The following is a 17,740-nucleotide window of genomic DNA, read 5'->3' as shown; positions in this document are numbered from 1 at the left end:
CGGATCAAGCGGAGCGGGCGGAACGGGCGGAGCGCTCGCGCCGGGCGAGGAAACCGGCGAGGGCGAACTGGCCCAGGGTGAGGACCAGGAACAGGGCGCCGTCAAGGACGCCGGCCGGGCTGGCCCCGTCCGCGACCCGGGTCACGAGGATGCCGACGGTGTAGATCGCGGTGGGGACCACGGCCAGCACCACGCTGCCCAGCACGAACGCGTAGCCGGCCAGCACGAGCCAGCTGTACCAGCGGGCGACCCGGCGGTCGCGCGGGTGCCAGCCGGACTCGTCCACGGCCGGGGCCGCCACCGGCAGGACCCGGGCGATCCGGGCCCGCAGCATCGCCAGCGCGACCGTGTGCAGGTCGACGCAGCCGAGCGCGGTGCACACCAGGTAGTACAGGTCGGTGCGCAGGAAGAAGTAGAACTGCCAGACCAGGCGCATGAGGGTGTAGAACGCCAGCGCCAGGCAGGCGCGGGCGAACAGGCCGAGCGCACCGGTGGCCGGGTCGCGCAGCGCGGCGGCCACCAGTGTCAGGGCGGCGACGAACACGGCGTCGGCGAGCATGCCGGCGAGCATCGGGAGGTAGCGCTGGCGCCGGGGGACCGCGACCAGCCCGTCGAGGGAGGTCTCGAAGACCACGAAGATCAGCCGGCGCCCCACCCGCAGCGAGGACGGGATGCCCAGCCGCCGCCCGGCCAGCGCGTGGAACGTTTCGTGCACCAGGATCAGCGGGATCTGCCCGAACAACGCGAACAGCTGAATGGCCACCAGCGACGGCACGAAGAAGACCGCGGAATAGTGCGGCGCCATTCCCGGAACGGTCGCCATCACGAAGATTCCGGTGGCGATCACCGCCGCGTAGAGCAGCCAGGCCGGCGGGGAAAAGACGGCGGCGCCCAGCCGGCGCCACCGCACGGTGACCGGTTCGGTGACCGCCTGGCCGTCGTGGACGATCATCCCGAATTCGTCGAGCACCTCCAGGAACTCGCCGATGTCGACGGTTTCCCCGTATTCGCGTTCGTACCAGGAGACCGCGTCGCCGAGGGGCCCGCCTTCGGCCAGCCTCGACAGCAGCGCGGCCCCGTCGGCCGGGAACACGCCGAACTCGCCGGTGTCGGCCCGGCCGATGGTCACCTCGCCCTCCGGCCCGTCCTCGGCGTGGAAAGTCAGCCGGTGCAGGGGAAGCGGGCGACGCAGGTCGAACTCGGTGGACGTCATGGCAACCTCGCGGGTCCGGGGTTCCCCGGGCGGCGCGGCCCGGGGAACCCGTGGTCAACCTGATCTGCGTGCGCCCGGGATCAGCCGAGGCCGCAGAACGGGTCGCTGTAGCCGGCGGCGGCGGTGGTCAACCGCACGGTGCCGGCCTTGCGCACCTTGATCTTCTTCATGGAAGCCTCCTGCACCCTAGAAGGAACCGCCCCGGGAAGAAATCGGAAAGACCCGGGCGCGGAATGAGACACAGCCCGCGGAAGAAATTGATCGATGTAAAATCGGTAAATGATCGACATCTTTCGAGTTCTCGACCACCGCTGCGCAGATCAGTTTTCAACCCCGGGTGCCGTCCGGTCAATGACCCACCCGAGTGAAGGAATCGACGGTTTCCGGCGTTCAGCGACGGTAATTTTACCTCCATGGAAGGCGCATTGACCTGATGGTGAAAAGCGTTTATACCGGGCGATCTTGAAATTCGGCCGGGCGGGAGGGCGGCCGACCGGTGTGCACGCCCCGTGAGCGGTCGTGCCCGCGGTGTCCCGGCCGCCGCGGGTGGCGGACCCGGCGGGGGCCGGAACCGGAATCGGCACCGGCCGGCCCGCGAAGCCCTCCGTCGTCCGGTAATCGGCGGCCGTCGGGGAATGGTGGAGTTTTTGTCGCGGCAGAGCTTTCCGGTTAATCACCACCAGCACGCTCCGCGGTTCTCCGGTCACGCATTCCGCGACGGGTGACGACTCGATCACCGCATTAATCCGGATCGATTCCGGTGATTGTGCGACTTCATTGTGTGGTGGCGAATCGGCAATGTCGGTAATCGCGGAGCGACCATGACGCCGACGATCGGCGCAGCGGAGGCTGCGCTGTTCGGCGGCGCGATGACCCGCAGGACGCGGCGGTGGGGGCGCACGGGGCGGATCCCGCCGTGGGCCGTTCGGCGGCGGAGTGCGCGGTCAGCCGATCCAGCCGCGCCGGGCCGCGATGACGCCGGCTTCGAAGCGGCTGGCCGCGCCCAGGCGGTCCAGCAGATCGGCCACGTGGCGGCGGCAGGTCCGCACGGACATGCCGAGGCGGCGCGCGATCGTTTCGTCCTTGAGGCCCAGGGCCAGCAACCGCAGCACCGAGCGGACGACGACGTCGAGCCGCTCCAGGTCGTTCTCCGGCTCCTCGTCCCCGGTGCCGTCCAGGGGCAGGCCGGTGCCCCAGAACAGCTCGAACTCCCCGATCAGGTGGGCCACGACGCCCGCGTCCGACACCAGGGACGCGTCCCCGCCGCGGCCGGGCACGGGCATCAGGACCTGCGCGCCGTCCACGGCGATCATCCGGCTGGGCAGTTCGGCGACCGTGCGCACCGCGCCGCCCGCGGCGCTGAGGCTGCGCGCGTAGGACCGCATGAGCAGCGTCGATCTGCTGGTGTGCTGGAACAACGAGCGGATCGACACCCCCCGGCCCAGGGCCTCCAGATCGCGCGGCACGCTCTCTTCGATGGCGCCCGGACGCGGCGTCCCCCCGGGCTGCATGGCGAGGACTTCGCGCTCGGCGCCGTGGAGCAGTTCCTCCAGCTTCGCGCGGACGGCCGTCACGCCGTGCACGTGCTCGATGTAGTTGTCGTCGGCGTCGGCCTGGGACTGCAGGTACGCCGAGGTCAGCCGGTTCATCGTCTGCTGGACCCCGGCGACCTGCTGCCGGATGCGCAGCGCCGCCAGTTCCGCGGAGGCGGTCAGCCGCACGCCGATCGTGTGCGGGCTGTCCCCGGCCACCAGCCGGTGGCCGGCGTGGTCGCGGTGCAGCAGACCGGTGGAAACGAGCTGGCCGATCGCTTCGGCCACCGCCGGCTCGGGCAGGGCCAGGAGCCCGGCGACGTCTCCGGGATCACTCATCCGGTTCAGGAGCACGGCTTCGTAGACCCGGGTGATGGTCTCGTCGGTGACCGAGGCCGCGTCGAGGTCGCTTTCGCGATGGTCGTCGTAGGCCATGTGCAGCATGCTCACCAGCACTCCTGGCGTAATCGGGAGGCGCAGCCCGCTGTCCGGTTGCTGCCAACGTAACTCTATGCAGCTTCGCCGCCGTTGTAGTGCCTCCGTTGGTGTGATTCCGTTTTCCTGCGTTGAAGAAACGGGATGGTGCCGGGGAGTCCGGAACATGCCGTCGGAGTCACCGAATCTGTTACCAAAGGACATCCGATGAAATACCGCTCCGGAACCATCTGGGATCGGGACTGACCGTCCTCTTTCCCATTTGTTTCACCGTATCGGGGTATTGACCGATACTTCTCTTTCCACTGGTAACCAAGCAAACACAAGGAGTTCCGACATGACGAAGACCTTCGCCACGAAGTCGCTGGCCGCCAAGTCGCTCGCCGCCAAGGCGCTGGCCGCGAAGTCCCTGGCCGCGAAGGCGCTGGCCGCGAAGTCGCTCTGATCCGAGCCGGCGGCCGGCCGCGCTCCAGCGGCCGGCCGACCCGGTTCCCCTTGCCCCGGCGGAGGAGGTCACCATGGTCACGGCGGGACTGACCGTCGAAGCGGTCGTCAGCCACACCCCGGACGCCGAGGTGTCCATCGACGACCTCGCCCCCCGGCTCGGCCTCACCCGGCCGAAGGTCAAGCTGTTCCGCAAGATCCACGGGCTGGACCGGTTGCGCCTCGGTGACGGCGGGGTCGAGGACCTGGTCGCCGAACCGGCGCGACGGCTGCTCGCCGGGGTCGACCGGGACCGCGTCCGGTTCCTGGTCTACGCGCACACCATCCAGGAGGTCGCGCCCTTCGGGGTGCCGGTCGCCCAGCGGCTGGGCGAGCGCCTCGGCCTGGCCAACGCGATCGCCTTCGCCCTCACCCAGCAGAACTGCGCGGGCGGGCTCGCGGCGATCGACGTCTGCGGGGAACTGCTCGCCGACCTCGGCGAGCCGGACGCGCTGGCCGTGGTCGTCACCGGGGAGAAGGCGTTCTCCCCGCTGGCCCAGCTGATCCCGAACACCGCGATCATGGGCGAGGGCTCGGCCGCCTGCCTGGTCCGGCTGGCCGGCGACGGCGAGGCGTCCGGCGACCGCGTCGTGTCCTACGCCGCGCGCACCGACGGCCGGTTCGCCGACGGCCTGCGGCTTTCGCCGGAGCGGCTGCGCGAATTCGGCGACGAGTACGCCCAGCAGCTCACCGGTGTCGTGCAGACGGCGCTGGACGGGGCCGGGCTGAGCCTGGCCGAGGTCTCGGTGATCGTGCCGCACAACGTGAACCGCTCGTCCTGGCGCCGCGCGATCGAGCTGCTCGGCGTGCCGGAGCAGGCGGTGTTCCTCGACAACATCGCCGAGTACAGCCACTGCTTCTGCAGCGATCCGTTCCTCAACTACACCCGCCTGCGCGCCCTGGGCCGGCTGCAGCCGGGCGACCACTACGTGCTGACCGCCGTCGGGCTCGGCGCGACCTACGCCGCGATGGTGCTCCGGCACGGAAAGGGCTGATCATGACCGGCTATCTCGAAGCCCTCAAGGAAGGGCTGACCGGGGACCCGCGCACGCCGCTGGTGTTCCTCTGCAACTTCGAGGTCGAACAGCACTGGGCGAGAGGCTTCCCCGGACTGCCCGCGGCGCCGTTCTCGCTGACCGGTTCCCTGGTGACCCGGATGGAGGAGCTGGGCGCGCTGCTGGCCGGGCCGGACGACCACCTGGTCGTCCAGCACCCGCTCGACCCGGAGTACCTCGGCTACGTCCGGTCGCTGGGGATGCCGCCGCCCACGGTGCTGGTCGCCGACGGCGGCGAAGCCGGCGCGCCCACCGCGGCCCGCGCCCTGGAGTCCCCGCGGCTGCTGGCCCGCCTGCGCGAACTGGGCGCGGCTGGGGCCCGGCTGGTGCCGATGGGCCTCTCGGCGCACGAGGTCCGGCTCAGCGAAGCCGCCGGCCTGCCGGTGGCCACCCCGGACCTGGCCACGGTGGTCGCCGTGAACAGCAAGATCTACAGCCGCCGGCTGGTCGAGCAGGCCGGTCTGCGCGCGGTGCCCGGCTGGTGCTGCGAAACCGTGCCCGAGCTGGTGGAGCTGCTGGGCCGGATCGGTCCGGACTGCTCGCCCGAGGCGCCCGTGGTGGTGAAGGATGCCTACGGGGTGTCGGGCAAGGGCCTGGTCGTCGTGGACGCCCCGCGCAAGGCCGAGCGGATCGTGCGGCAGGTCGAACGCGCGGCGCAGCGCCGCGGCGACGACCGGCTGCACGTCGTCGTCGAGACCTGGCTGCCCAAGCGCGCCGACCTGAACTACCAGCTGACCGTCCTGCGCGACGGCGGCGTCCGGCTGGACTTCGTCAAGGAGGCCCTGACCGTCGGCGGCGTGCACGCCGGGCACCTCAGCCCGCCGGAGCTGACGGCCGGGCAGCTCGGCGAAGTCGAGAACGCTGCGGCCGTGGTCGGCAAGCAACTGCACGCCGACGGCTTCCACGGCATCGCCGGCGTCGACGGGCTGGTGACGCGCGAGGGCACCGTCCACCCGGTGCTGGAGATCAACGCGCGGTTCAACATGTCCACCTACCAGGGCCGGGTGCTGGAGACGGCCGGCGCGGGACTGCCCGCCTCGCTCGCCGGGATGCAGCCGCTGCGCCTGGACCGGCCGCTGCCCTTCGCCGAGCTGCGCGCCGCCCTCGGCCCGCTGCTGGAGATCGACCCGGTGCGCGGCGGTGTCGTGGTCACCTGCTTCGGCACCGTGAACACCATGGCGGGCCACGGTTCGCCGTTCGAAGGCCGGCTCTACACCATCGCGCTCGGCCCGGACCGCGACGCCGTCACGGCCCTGGCCGCCCGAGCCCGCGGTGCGCTGGACGCGCACCTCACCGAGAGGACCACCCGATGACCGGGCACCACGTGCAGGGCGTGCCGATCGCCGAGATCGCGGCGACCCACGGCACCCCGCTCTACGTCTACGACGCCGACGTCCTCACCGAGACCTACCGGGGCCTGCGGGAGGCGCTGCACCCGGCGCTGGAGCTGTACTACTCGCTCAAGGCCAACCCGAACGTCAGCGTCTGCGCCGAACTGGTCCGCCTGGGCGCCGGGGCCGAGGTCTCCTCCGGGATCGAGCTGCGCACCGCCGCCGCCGCCGGTGCCGCCCCCGCGGACACGATCTTCCTCGGCCCCGGCAAGAGCGACGACGAGCTGCGGGCCTGCGTCGCCGCGGGGATCCGCGCGGTCGTGGTCGAATCCGAGGGCGAGCTGCGCCGGCTCTCGGCGATCGCCGGTGGCGGCGGGCCGGTCGAGGTCCTGCTGCGGGTCAACCCGGCCTTCACCAGCAAGGGCTCCGGGCTGTCCATGGGCGGCAAGCCGCGGCAGTTCGGCATCGACGAGGAGCTGGTGCCCGGGGTGGCCGAGCTCGCCGCGTCCCTGCCCGGCGTGCGGGTGCGCGGCCTGCACGCCTACATGGGCACGCGGATCCTCGACCCGGCCGACGTCGTCCACAACACGCGCGGAATCCTCGAGATGGCCGTGCGGCTGCACGAGTCCTGCGGGATCGAGTTGTCCACAGTGGACGTCGGCGGCGGGCTCGGGGTGGCCTACTTCGAGAACGAGACCGACTTCTCCGTCGCCGAGCTCGCCGCCGGGCTGAACCCGGTCGTCGCCGGGTTCGCGGCCGGGCACCCCGGCACCCGGCTGATCATGGAACTGGGCCGGTACCTCGTCGGGTTCGCCGGCACCTACGTGGTCGGGGTGCGCGACGTCAAGAGCTCGCGCGGCGAACGGTTCGTGGTCGCCGACGGCGGCACCAACCACCACATGGCCGCGGTCGGCATCGGCAGCTTCGTCAAGCGCAACTTCCCGATCCGCTCGCTGACCCGCCCGGACGAGCCGGCCACCGGCGCGTGCACCGTCACCGGTCCGCTGTGCACGCCGAACGACGTGGTGGGCAAGAAGGTCCCGCTGCCCGACGTGCGCCCGGGCGACCTGCTCGGGGTGGACCGCTCCGGCGCCTACGGACCGACCGCGTCGCCGGTGCAGTTCCTCAGCCACGGCTACCCGGCCGAGGTGCTCGTCCGCGACGGCGTCGCCCACCTCGTCCGCCACCGCGACACCGACGACGAGCTGCTCGGCCGGCAGGTCCTCGCCGTGCAGCCCGCCGCCCAGCCCGCCTGACCCCCATCCGATCGATCGAGGAGACCACCATGGACCGCGTTTCCACCGTCAAGGCCATCGACGTCGCCCTGCGCGAGGTCCTGCAGCGCGAGCTGCCGCCGCTCGACGAGACCACCCGCCTGTTCGACGAGCTGCACCTCGACTCCACGTCGGTGCTGGAGCTGCTGATGGCGCTCGAGGACGCCGTGGGCATGACGGTGAACCCGGAGGACCTGCGCGCCGAGGACTTCACCACCATCGGGGCGTTGGCCGACTTCGTGCTGGCCAACACCGACGAGCTCGCGGTCGGCTGAGGCGGGAACCGTGGCACTGGCGCTGACCGCGTCGGCCGGGCTGCGCAGCACCGCGCGGAAGGTGGTCGAGCCCGACCGGGAACTCTTCGACTACCAGCGTGACCTGCTCGAGCCGTTCGACGTCGAATACGACGAAGACCGGTTGCTCGGCGGCGGCAACGTCGGCCACTCCGACCTGGCCGAGGCCCTGCTGGAGCGGCCCGGCGTCGCGGGCTGCCGGCCCGACCTGGTGCTGCTGGCCTACGCGGTCCCCGACGTGCACCCGCTGCGCTCGGTGTCCGCGCACGTCAACCACCTGCTCGGCGGGGGCGCGCGGAGCATGGCCATCTCGGAGCAGGGCCTGGCCGCGCCCTACACCGCGCTCCGGCTGGCGCGGGCGTTCCACCGCTCGGGCCGGTGCGAACGCGCGCTGGTCCTGGTCCTGGAGCAGACCACCCTGCCCTACCACGATCCGCTGGTGCACGACACGCCGTTGTCGGACACCGCCGCGGCCCTGGTGCTCGACCGCGGCGGCCCGGTCTTCGGCGTCCCGTGGTCGGGCCCCGGCGGGGAGCTGGCCGGGCTGGTGGCGGTCTCGCACCCGGACACCCACGTGGTGGCCGGGCCGTGGGTGCCGCCGCTCACCGGGCGGAACGTGACCCGGTGCCCGGCCGGCACCTACTGCACGAGCGTGTGGCTCGCGCTGGCCGACCGGGACCCCGACCGGCCCCTGCTGCTCTGCGACCTCGACCCCCGCACCGGCACCGCCCACGCGGTGACCGTCCACCCCGCAGGGAAGGATCCCCGATGACCTCGACCGCCACCGGCGCCGGCTACGCCGCCGAGCTCGACGCCGCGCACGACCGGGCCACGCCGGACGGCGCGGGCCAGGCGGTGCTGATCGGTCCCGGCGGCTACGCCTACGCGTCGCCGTTCCGGCTGGCCGCGGCCGACGCCTGGGTGGACGCCCGCACCGGGGCGCTCCGGACGGGCTCCACCACCGCGGTCCCGGACCGATCCCTGGCCCGCCTGGGCATCGGCGGACTGCGGCTGACCGGACCGGCGGCCGCGGACCCGGTCGCGGGTGCGCCGGCGCTCCTGCGCCACCAGTTGCTGCTGGCCCACGCGAGGCTGCTCGGGGCCGTGGTCGAGCACGCGATCACGGACCTGGACACCCGGACCGCCGAGGGGAAACCGTTGCTGAACCGGCAACTGGTGCAGGCGGCGATCGCCGACACCCACCTGGTGGTGAGCCAGGCCCGCGGCCAGCTGGACGTCGGCGCCGCGGTGGACCCCGCCGTGTGCGCGGCCGTGTTCGGCCGGCTCCTGCGCGGCGGCCGGGTCCTGCTGCGCCTGCTCGGCGCGGCCGGCTTCCTCGCCGACGGACCCGGTGGGGCCCTGCTCGCGGCCGAAGTCGTCGGCACCCTCTACCTGACCGGTGGGAGCGAGTCGTGACCGAGCTGCTGACCGATGAGCTGCACCTGCTGGAGCGCCACTGCCGGGAGATCGCGCCGGAGCTGCGCGAGCCGGGACTGGCCGTGGACCGCGACCCCGATTCCATCGTGGACTACCTGCACCTGCCCGCGGTGGAGCTCCAGCAGGCCATGGTGATCCCGCCCGAGTACACCCGTCGTCCGTACGAAGTGGACGGTCACGTGTTCCGCGGCGGCTCGTGCCTGTCCCGGGTGATCGTGATGGACCGGCTCTCCTACGGCGACCCCGGCGTGTTGCTCGCTTCGCCGGGGCCGAGCCTTTCCGGCGTCGCGGTGCTCGCCCTCGGCGACGAAGCCCAGCGGGAACGCTACTTCACCCGGCTGACCGCCGAGCCGACGTGGACGTTCTTCGCGCTCACCGAGCACGGCCGCGGCTCGGCCGCGGCCGAACTGACCACCCGGCTGGCCCCGGCCGGGGACGGCTACGTCCTGCGGGGGGCCAAGAAGTACATCGGCAACGGTGCCCGCGCCCAGCTCGGCGTGGTGTTCTGCCGCCGCGCGCCGGGGCCGTTCGGCATCGAGGCGGTGCTGGTCGAGACCACCGCGCCCGGCTTCCGCGCGGAGCTGCTGCCGATCGTGGGCCTGGGCGGGGTCCGGATCAGCGAGCTGTGGTTCGACGACCTGCCGGTCTCACCGCACGACGTGCTCGGCGCGCACCTGAGGCCCTCGCGCCGCGGGCTGCTCGGTGCGCGGGAGACGCTGCTGCGATACCGGCCTTCGCTGACGGCGATGGCGGTCGGTGTGTCCGACGCCGTGGTCGGCTACGTCGGCGAGCAGCGCACGTCGTTGTCGCACGGGGACCAGGCCGACGTCGCCGACCTGGCGAGCCGGATCGCGGTGGCCCGGCACGCGGTGCGCGAGGTCGCCGTGGCGCTGGACGCCGGGGGTTCGGACCTGCACGCGGTGTCCGCCGCGAAGTTCACCGCCGTCCGGCTGGCCGAGGAGGCGACGCTGCTCGCGGTGCGGCTGCTCGGCCCGACGGCGCTGCTGGAGCACCCGTGGCTGGCCAAGACCTACCGGGACGTGCGCGCGTTCGAGTACATGGAGGGCGCCGGCGACGTCCACCGGCTGCTGGTGTTCCAGGGCGTGCTGCGCGGCGGCGGGAGCGCGCGGTGAGCGTGGTGGAGACCGCCGGTCCGGGGCTGAGCCGGATCGCGCGGCGGCTGAGCGGCGGGCTGATCGCCATGACCACGGCCGGGACGCTGCTGCAGGTCGTGGTGATCGCCTTCCTGGGGCACCTCGGCGGGGCCGCGCTGTACGCCCGTTCGGTGTACCTGCCCTTCGGGTTCCTCGCCCTGGCACTTACCGAGGGCCTGGTCATCGGGGTGCAGGTGAGCACCGCCCGGGCCCGCCGCGAAGGCCGGACCGGTGACGCCGGCGGGGTGCTCACCGTCGCCGCCGGGGCCGGGGTGGCCGGGATGCTGGGGCTCGCGGGCCTGACCGCGGCCTGCGCGGGTCCGCTGTCCGTCCTGTTCGCGGTCCCGGCGGCCGAACGGGCCGCGGTGTGGACGTTCGTGGTCGCGACGCTGGCCGCCGGGGCGATCGCCCTGCTGCCCACCCTGGTCGGCGCGTCGCTGCGCGGGTGCGGCCGCACCCGGACCGCGGGCGGCCTGGCCGTCGCCGAGTCCGTGCTGGTCTTCGGTGCGGTGCTGGCCGCGCAGGCGCTGTGGTCGACCGGCCCGCTGAGCGTGCCGGTCGGGTTCGCCGCCGGTTCGCTGCCGGTCCTGGCGGCCGCGGCCGGGCTGAGCGCGCGGGCCGGGATCCGCCCGGCGGTGCCCGCCCGGCTCACGGCCTGCCTCCGTCCGTTGTGGACGATCGCGCTGCCGGTCGCCGGGTCGTTCCTGGTGCTCGCGCTCAGCTCCAGCGGTTACCTGCGGTTGATCGCGGGCAGCGGGCCGGGTGCGGTGGCCGGGTTCGGTCTCGGGCAGTCGGTGCAGACGTTCCTGATCGTGCCGGCCACCGCGATCGGCTCGGCCGCGGCCCTCGCGCTGACGTTGCACGGCGGCCCCGGGGACGACCCGCTGCGGCTGCTGCTGCGCCTGGCGGTGCCCGCCTACCTCGCCGTCGGCGCCGCGGTCTTCGTGCTGCGCGAGCCGCTGGTCGCGCTGTTCGCCGGGGACGAGCGGGTCCGCGCGGTCGCGGTCGACTACCTGGGCCTGATCGGGCCGTCGCTGGCCCTGCTCGGCGTCACCCTCGCCGTGCTCACCTACCTGGAGCAGTCCGGGCACGCCCCGGCCGCGTTGCTGCTCAACGTGACGTTCTTCGCCGCGGTGCTCGCCCTGGGCGCTCTGCTCGGCGGCGGATCGCTCGCGCCGCACACCCTGATCGTGCTGATCGCCGTCGCCAACGTCCCCGGCTGCTGCTGCGTGCTGGCCGCCGCCCGGGCCCTGCTGCGCCGGCCGGAAGGGAGGATCGCATGACCACGACCAGCCTGGCCAAGGTGGCCGCCGACCCGGACGGGCGGCGGGCGGTGGCCGAACTGTTCACCGAACCGGACTTCTTCTTCCGCAGCACCATCCCGGACCTGCTGTGCGCGGCCGAACTGCACGCGCTGGTCCCCGGCGACGCGCTGCTCTGCCGCCGGGGCGCCCGCCCGGCCGGGCTGATCTGGTTCGAACCGGTGGCCGCCGGCTACCCGGCCCACTTCCAGTTGCACGTCCGGTTCTCCCGGGCCTGCGGCACGGAGGTGGCCGCCGAGGCCACCCGCCGGGCGCTGCGCGAGCTCGCCGCGGGCCGCCCGCTGCACCGGATCTCCCACGAGGTCGGCGCCGCGGACCGCTGCGGCGTCGACCTGGCCGGCGCGCTCGGCCTCGACCTCGAAGGCGCCGTGCCCGACCTCGTCGCGGCCGGTGGCGGGCGCGGCCCGCGCAACTACTACGCCAAGCTGTACCGGGAGCACGAGGATGCGTGAGCTGACGGGGTACCGCCCGGAGCACCGGGAACTGGCCGAGCGGGTGTGGCACGGTCCGCTGCTGCTCAGCACCGGCGCGGCCGGCCCGCTCGCCGCGGCGCCACCGGAGCCCGAGGCGGCGCACGGCTGGTGCCGCGTGCTGACTTCACCCGGGCACGGCATCGTCGTGTTCGACGACGTCGACCCGGTGCACCGCCGGGCCCGGCTGAGCGTGGCCGCGCTGACCGGCGCGGGTGAGCTGCTCGCCGCCGCCGTCGGGGTGGCGGCCGGCCGGTTGCGGCTGCACCGGCTCGACGGCCTGCTCGCCGAGCACGACACCGAGGGCGCGAAAGCCGCGTACGAGAACGGGTTCAGCCCGGAGCTGACCATCCCGGACCACCTGTGGTCCGGGGGTCGGGTCGGCGCCGGCGTCGTCTGGGGGAGGTGCTTCGATGCCGCTTGAGTCCACAGTGGAGACGCAGGTGCGGTTGCTGCCGTGCCCGGAGCCGGTCCGGCGGGCGCGGCTGGACGACCTGGCCGACGCCGGTCTCGGCTTCCTCGGCCGCGGCACGGCCACCGAGCCGGCGGCGGCGATCGTGGCGCGGCTCGACCGGGCCGGGGCACAGCTGTTCGAGGTCCGGCACGGGCCCCGCCGGGGACTGTTCGGCGTGCACCCGGCGGGGACCAACCCGTACCAGGCCGTGATCGACGTGGTGCTGCCCGGATCGTCCTGCGTGGACGCGATCCGGACGGTGCTGGCCTTCTGCCACAGCCATCTCGCGCTGCGCTCGGTCCTGCGGTTCGGTCAGGTGGGCGACGGCCGCGAAGCGGATTTCGACGCGGCGGGCCTGCGGCGGCTCGGTTCGCTGCGCGGCGCGCTGTACTACGACGGCGGTTACCACGACCAACCGGTCTGGCTGGGGGAGGCGCGATGAAGGCGTTGCGGGTGCGGTTGATGCGGACCGCGGACATCGACGAGCGGGTGGCGCTGTACTTCGACGAGCGGGTGCAGAGCAACATCACCCACGCGGGCGCGCTGCTCACCGCCGAGCAGGTGCGGGCCGCCCACGAGGGCTGGCTGGAAACCGGGTGGGACGAGCGGCTGATGTACCGCGTCGGCGACGAGTCCGGCGACCTCGTCGGGTTCACCTGGCTGACCGGCCTCGATTGGATCGCGCAGACCGCCGAGCTGTCGATCATGCTGGTGCCCCGGCACCGGCAGCGGCTCGGGCTGCTCGCGCTGATCAGCATGTACGACTACCTCTACGCGACCTTGAACCTGCGGGTCGTGCTCAACCAGGTCCTCTCGGCCAACCAGATGCTGCTGTCCGAGCCGGCCCGCCGGGCCCGGGCCCAGGTCGTCTCGCCCGATCACGTCTACACCGTCGGCGAGCTGCGCACGGCGTACCTGTGGGGACAGACCCGGGCCGACCACGAGGAGTACGCGGCGCGGGCGGCGCAGCGCAACACCCGCGTGCGCGCGGCGCTGGCGGAGAGGGGCTGAGCGCATGCGGATCGGGATCGACCTCGCCCGCGTCGGGGAACTGGACCGGCTGGCCCGCCGCGCGTGGTTCCGCGGGTACGCCTTCGCCCCGGCCGAGCTGAGCCGGGCGGACGGCTACCCGCCGGGCCGCACCGCGGAATTCCTCGCCGGCCGCTTCGCCGCGAAGGAGGCCGTGCTCAAGGTGCTCGGCACGGGACTGTTCGAGGGGGTGCTGCCGAGCGAGATCGAGGTGGAGCGCACCGGCACCGGCGAACCGGTGGCCCGGCTCACCGGGGCCGCGCGGGCCGCGGCCGAGCGGCTGGGGCTGGGCGGGATCCGGGTGTCCATCGCGCACAAGGGTTCCGACGTCGTGGCCGTCGCGATCGGGGAGCCGTCGTGACCGGGCCCGGGGCCGAGGAGCTCTTCGCCGACCCGGAGTTCGCGCTGCCGCAGCTGTCCCCGGACGGGCGGACGGTGTCCTACCTCCGGCCGGAGGCGGGATCGCTGAACATCTGGCTGCGCGACGGCGACGGCGACCGGCCGGTCACCCGCCGCACCGACGGCGGCGTGCGCCAGTACACCTGGGGCCACGACGGGCGCTCGCTGCTGTACCTGGCCGACGCCGACGGCGACGAGAACTTCGTGCTGCACGTGGTGGACCCGGCGGCGGGCACCGACCGGGCGCTGACCCCGTCCGGCGTCGCCGCGGAGGTCGTCGCCCACGAACCCGGCCACCCGCACCACGCGCTGGTCGCCCTCAACCTGGAGCAGCCCGAACGCCACGACCTGTACCGGATCGACCTGCGCACGGGGGAGCGCGAACGGGTCGCGGTCAGCCCCGGCTACGCGAGATGGCTGGTGGACGCCGAGCTGATCGTGCGCGGTGGCGCGCTGCCCACCCCGGACGGCGGGTGGCTGCTGGAGATCAGCCCGGAGCCGGGCCGGGACCCCGAACCCGCGCTGCTGATCGGCCCGGACGACGCCGCGGCCACGGTGCCGCTGGGTTTCGCCGCCGACGGGCGCACCTTCCACCTGCTCTCCTCCGCCGGGCGCGAGTACGCCGCGGTCTGCGCCTACGACACGGTGACCAGCGAGGTCACCCGGCTCACCGACACCGGCGGCGACGTCGTCGCGGTGCTGGTCACCACCGACCGGGTGCCCGCGGTGGCGATGGTCAACGCCGCCCGGCCGTACCCGGTCGACGTGCGGGGCGTGCCGCGGGCCGAGGTGCTGCGCGCGATCGGGAAACGCTGGGGCGGGCTCGGCTGGCTCACCGACGTCGACCGGGCCGACCGCTTCTGGCTCGTGCAGGTCGTCCGCGACGACGGCCCGCCCGGCTACGTCCGCTACGACAGCCGCACCGGCGAGCAGACCTACCTCGGCGACGACCGCCCGTGGCTGCGCGAGGTCCGCACGGCCGCGCGCGAACCGTTTTCCTGCACTGCCCGCGACGGGCTGGCGCTGGCGGGCTACCTGACCTTCCCGCCCGGCCGCCGCCGCGCTTGGCCCGCGGTGCTGCTCGTGCACGGCGGTCCGTGGGAGCACGACGAGTGGGGCTTCGACCGGGAAGCCCAGTGGCTGGCCGCCCTGGGGTACCTGTGCGTGCAGGTGAACTACCGCGGCTCCAGCGGGCACGGCCGCACGCACCTGGCCGCCGGCGACCGCGAATGGGGCGGCGCGATGCAGGACGACCTGCTCGACGCGGTCGACCACGTGGTGGGGCGCGGACTGGCCGACCCGGACCGGGTGGCGATCATGGGCGCGTCCTACGGCGGTTACGCCGCCCTGGTCGCGGCGAGCGGCACGCCGCAGCGGTTCGTCTGCGCGGTCGACGCGTTCGGCCCGTCCGACCTGCGGACGCTGCTGGCGTCGTTCCCCGCCTACTACCAGGCGCTGCTGAGCTCCTACCACCGGCGCATCGGTCATCCCGAGCGCGACGCGGAACTGCTCGCCGAGCGGTCGCCCCTGGCCAAGGCCGCGCGGATCACCCGGCCGCTACTGGTCCTGCAGGGCGCGCAGGACCCGCGGGTGCCGCTGACCGAGTCCGACCAGATCGTCGCCGCGGTCCGCGCCCACGGCGGGACCGTGCGGTACGTGGTGTTCGACGACGAAGGCCACGGCCTGGAGCACGAGCACAACCGGCTCCGCTACTACCGGGAAGTCGAAGACTTCCTGGCCACCCACCTGCCCCCCGAGGACCGCCCGTGACCGCGCTGCTGCCACCGGCGGGCGCGGTCACGAGCGCCGAGTCCTCACTGCGGCTGGCCACCGAAGAGCTCGACCGGTTCGACCCGATCCGCGACGAACGGCTGTGGGCGGCCCGGTGCGCGCTGGAGGCCGCGCGCCTGCTGCTCACCGCCCACAGCCACCCCGGCCGCGAAACCCTGCTCGAAGCGATCGCGGCCACCCGGGCGGCGTCCGCCGCCGCCACCGGCGCCGCGCTCCGCGCCACCGACCCCGAGGAGACCCGACCATGACCGAACGCACAGTGGTTGTCGGCTACAGCGGACTGGACGGCTCGGCCGAGTTCAAGCGCGCGAACGTCCCCGGGCTGACCGCCGCCGAAGCCCGGCTGTTCCAGGGCCTGGACTCCGCCGCCGCCCTGGTGGTCGACGACGAGCTGGTCGCCGCGGTGCAGCAGGAACGCTTCTCCGGCAGCAAGTTCGACCACGCGTTCCCGGCCGACGCGATCCGCTCGTGCCTGGACCTGGCGGGCCTGGAGCCCGGTGACGTCACCGAGGTGCGGCACAACTTCGACTACTCGCTGGCCAAGCTGTTCTCCCAGGGGGACCCCTACACCCGGGACCGCTTCGACCGCGTCTACGACCCGGCGCGCCAGACGTCGTTGCTGCACCGGCACTTCCCGGAACTGGCGGGTCGCCTGGACGTCCTCCCGGTCGCGCACCACCACGCGCACGCGCTGACCGCCGCCATCCCCAGCGGTTTCGCCGAGGCCCTGGTCGTGGTGCTGGACGGCATGGGGGAACTGCACGCGGTGACCTTGCACGAATGGCGCGGCGGCGTGCTGAAGCCGCTGGCGCGGCTGGACTTCCGCAGCAGCCTGGGCCTGTTCTACGCGCTGCTGACGCTGCACCTGGGCTATTGGCCCAACAGTGACGAGTACAAGGTGATGGCGCTGGCGGCATCCGGCGACCCGGAGCGCTTCGCCTCGGTGATGCGCGAAGCCGTGGTCCTCGGCGAAGACGGCCGGTTCGACATCCCGTTGCTGGGCCGCAACCGCGACCAGCGCAGCAAGGAGACGTTCGCGGCCTCGCGGGCGTGGCTGGCCGAGCAGGGCTGCCCGGAAGCGGCGGGCGAGCTGGCGCCGGTGCACTACGACCTGGCCGCGGCGGCCCAGCACCGCCTGGAGGAGGCCCTGTTCCACCTGGTCGGGTACTGGACCCGCCGGACGGGGCTGCGGAAGGTGGCGTTCGCGGGCGGGGTGGCCCTGAACTGCGTGGCGATCGGGAAGCTGGCCGCGTCCGGACTGGTGGACGGGCTCTACGTCCAGCCGGCGGCGGGCGACGAGGGGACCGCGGTGGGGGCGGCCCTGGCCTCGGCCGACCCCCACCGGGCGGCGGCCGGCTACCCGGCGCTGACGTTCCTGGGCCCGGACGTCGACTTCGACCGCGTTCCGGCCGGGCAGCCGCACTTCCGCACGGAGGTGACCGAACGCGAAGCCGAGTCGACCGCGGCCCGCCTGCTGGCGCAGGGGCTGGTGGTCGGCTGGGCCCAGGGCCGCCTGGAATTCGGTCCCCGGGCCCTGGGCAACCGGAGCATCCTGGCCGATCCGCGACAGCGCGACATGCGCGACAAGGTGAACGCGGCGGTGAAGTTCCGCGAGGACTTCCGCCCCCTGGCCCCGGCGGTGAAAGCCGAAGCGGCCGACCGGTACTTCGAGATCCCGGCGGGGACGAACATGCGCCACATGACCGTGGCGGTCCCCGCCCGCCCGGCGGCCTCGGCCATCCCGGCGGTCCTGCACACCGACGGCAGCGCCCGCGTGCAGGCCGTCCACGCGGCCGAGCACCCGCGCTTCTGGCGCGTCCTGGACGAATTCGAGCGGCTGACGGGCACACCGGTGCTGATGAACACCTCGCTCAACGTCAAGGGCCAGCCCACGGCCCGCAGCGCCAGCGAGGTCTACCGGACGTTCGACGAGTCCCGGCTCGACGTCGCGGTCATCGGTGATCAGCTGTACGCCAAGGAATGGGCGATCGGCGACACCCTGGCCGCCCTGGCGACCACGCGGGAATCCCTGCCGCGTTAGAACTTCACTCGGTGCCGGGCGGCCGGG

At 73.5% G+C, this 17,740-nt stretch carries 18 protein-coding genes; 16 read left to right on the top strand and 2 right to left on the bottom strand.

What is annotated here, in order from left to right:
* Positions 1 to 4: 4 nt before the first annotated feature.
* Complete coding sequence (locus tag NYF13_RS18875) at positions 5 to 1,213, bottom strand: hypothetical protein (RefSeq protein WP_315658470.1); 1,209 nt, start codon at positions 1,211 to 1,213, stop codon at positions 5 to 7.
* A gap of 944 nt (positions 1,214 to 2,157) precedes the next feature.
* A complete protein-coding gene (locus NYF13_RS18870; RefSeq protein ID WP_315660366.1) occupies positions 2,158 to 3,189 on the bottom strand; it encodes a LuxR C-terminal-related transcriptional regulator in 1,032 nt (343 codons plus the stop codon).
* Between the two features lie 509 nt (positions 3,190 to 3,698).
* On the opposite strand from NYF13_RS18870, the gene NYF13_RS18865 reads away from it, so the two are divergent.
* Genes NYF13_RS18865 through NYF13_RS18790 form a run of 16 tightly spaced genes read left to right on the top strand, consistent with a single transcriptional unit; the run spans position 3,699 to position 17,713 of the window.
* Positions 3,699 to 4,658 (top strand): ketoacyl-ACP synthase III family protein, encoded by a 960-nt coding sequence (locus NYF13_RS18865; protein ID WP_315658469.1) that lies wholly within the window; start codon positions 3,699 to 3,701, stop codon positions 4,656 to 4,658.
* 2 nt (positions 4,659 to 4,660) lie between these two features.
* The gene (locus NYF13_RS18860) at positions 4,661 to 6,031 is read left to right on the top strand and encodes a hypothetical protein (protein ID WP_315658467.1); all 1,371 of its coding nucleotides are present in this window, start codon (positions 4,661 to 4,663) and stop codon (positions 6,029 to 6,031) included.
* Positions 6,028 to 7,305 carry a type III PLP-dependent enzyme gene (locus tag NYF13_RS18855; RefSeq protein ID WP_315658465.1) on the top strand — a complete coding sequence of 426 codons (1,278 nt, stop codon included), beginning with the start codon at positions 6,028 to 6,030 and terminating at the stop codon, positions 7,303 to 7,305. The genes NYF13_RS18860 and NYF13_RS18855 overlap by 4 nt, the downstream gene beginning before the upstream one ends.
* A 29-nt stretch (positions 7,306 to 7,334) precedes the next feature.
* Entirely contained in the window at positions 7,335 to 7,598 is a 264-nt protein-coding gene (locus tag NYF13_RS18850) for a phosphopantetheine-binding protein (RefSeq protein WP_315658464.1), read from the top strand.
* 10 nt (positions 7,599 to 7,608) lie between these two features.
* Positions 7,609 to 8,388, top strand: a complete 780-nt coding sequence (locus tag NYF13_RS18845; protein WP_315658463.1) for a hypothetical protein — start codon at positions 7,609 to 7,611, stop codon at positions 8,386 to 8,388.
* A complete protein-coding gene (locus NYF13_RS18840; RefSeq protein WP_315658462.1) occupies positions 8,385 to 9,032 on the top strand; it encodes a hypothetical protein in 648 nt (215 codons plus the stop codon). Before NYF13_RS18845 ends, NYF13_RS18840 begins: the two co-directional genes overlap by 4 nt.
* Positions 9,029 to 10,186 carry an acyl-CoA dehydrogenase family protein gene (locus NYF13_RS18835; protein WP_315658460.1) on the top strand — a complete coding sequence of 386 codons (1,158 nt, stop codon included), beginning with the start codon at positions 9,029 to 9,031 and terminating at the stop codon, positions 10,184 to 10,186. Before NYF13_RS18840 ends, NYF13_RS18835 begins: the two co-directional genes overlap by 4 nt.
* Positions 10,183 to 11,490, top strand: coding sequence for a hypothetical protein (locus NYF13_RS18830; RefSeq protein WP_315658458.1), 1,308 nt, complete (start codon positions 10,183 to 10,185; stop codon positions 11,488 to 11,490). The genes NYF13_RS18835 and NYF13_RS18830 overlap by 4 nt, the downstream gene beginning before the upstream one ends.
* On the top strand, positions 11,487 to 11,981 hold the full coding sequence (locus tag NYF13_RS18825) for a hypothetical protein (RefSeq protein ID WP_315658457.1): 495 nt from the start codon (positions 11,487 to 11,489) through the stop codon (positions 11,979 to 11,981). The genes NYF13_RS18830 and NYF13_RS18825 overlap by 4 nt, the downstream gene beginning before the upstream one ends.
* Positions 11,974 to 12,423 (top strand): hypothetical protein, encoded by a 450-nt coding sequence (locus NYF13_RS18820; protein ID WP_315658456.1) that lies wholly within the window; start codon positions 11,974 to 11,976, stop codon positions 12,421 to 12,423. Before NYF13_RS18825 ends, NYF13_RS18820 begins: the two co-directional genes overlap by 8 nt.
* A complete protein-coding gene (locus NYF13_RS18815) occupies positions 12,413 to 12,895 on the top strand; it encodes a hypothetical protein (protein WP_315658455.1) in 483 nt (160 codons plus the stop codon). The genes NYF13_RS18820 and NYF13_RS18815 overlap by 11 nt, the downstream gene beginning before the upstream one ends.
* Entirely contained in the window at positions 12,892 to 13,464 is a 573-nt protein-coding gene (locus NYF13_RS18810; RefSeq protein WP_315658454.1) for a GNAT family N-acetyltransferase, read from the top strand. Before NYF13_RS18815 ends, NYF13_RS18810 begins: the two co-directional genes overlap by 4 nt.
* Before the next feature lie 4 nt (positions 13,465 to 13,468).
* Positions 13,469 to 13,843: a holo-ACP synthase gene (locus NYF13_RS18805; RefSeq protein WP_315658453.1), complete on the top strand. Its 375-nt coding sequence runs from the start codon at positions 13,469 to 13,471 to the stop codon at positions 13,841 to 13,843.
* Positions 13,840 to 15,651, top strand: coding sequence for a S9 family peptidase (locus tag NYF13_RS18800; RefSeq protein WP_315658452.1), 1,812 nt, complete (start codon positions 13,840 to 13,842; stop codon positions 15,649 to 15,651). The genes NYF13_RS18805 and NYF13_RS18800 overlap by 4 nt, the downstream gene beginning before the upstream one ends.
* Positions 15,648 to 15,920 (top strand): hypothetical protein, encoded by a 273-nt coding sequence (locus tag NYF13_RS18795; protein WP_315658451.1) that lies wholly within the window; start codon positions 15,648 to 15,650, stop codon positions 15,918 to 15,920. Before NYF13_RS18800 ends, NYF13_RS18795 begins: the two co-directional genes overlap by 4 nt.
* Complete coding sequence (locus NYF13_RS18790) at positions 15,917 to 17,713, top strand: carbamoyltransferase C-terminal domain-containing protein (protein WP_315658450.1); 1,797 nt, start codon at positions 15,917 to 15,919, stop codon at positions 17,711 to 17,713. The genes NYF13_RS18795 and NYF13_RS18790 overlap by 4 nt, the downstream gene beginning before the upstream one ends.
* Positions 17,714 to 17,740 lie beyond the last annotated feature (27 nt).

Source organism: Amycolatopsis sp. PS_44_ISF1 (assembly GCF_032335455.1).
Taxonomy (GTDB): domain Bacteria; phylum Actinomycetota; class Actinomycetes; order Mycobacteriales; family Pseudonocardiaceae; genus Amycolatopsis.
This window is presented reverse-complemented; position numbering and strand designations above follow the sequence as displayed.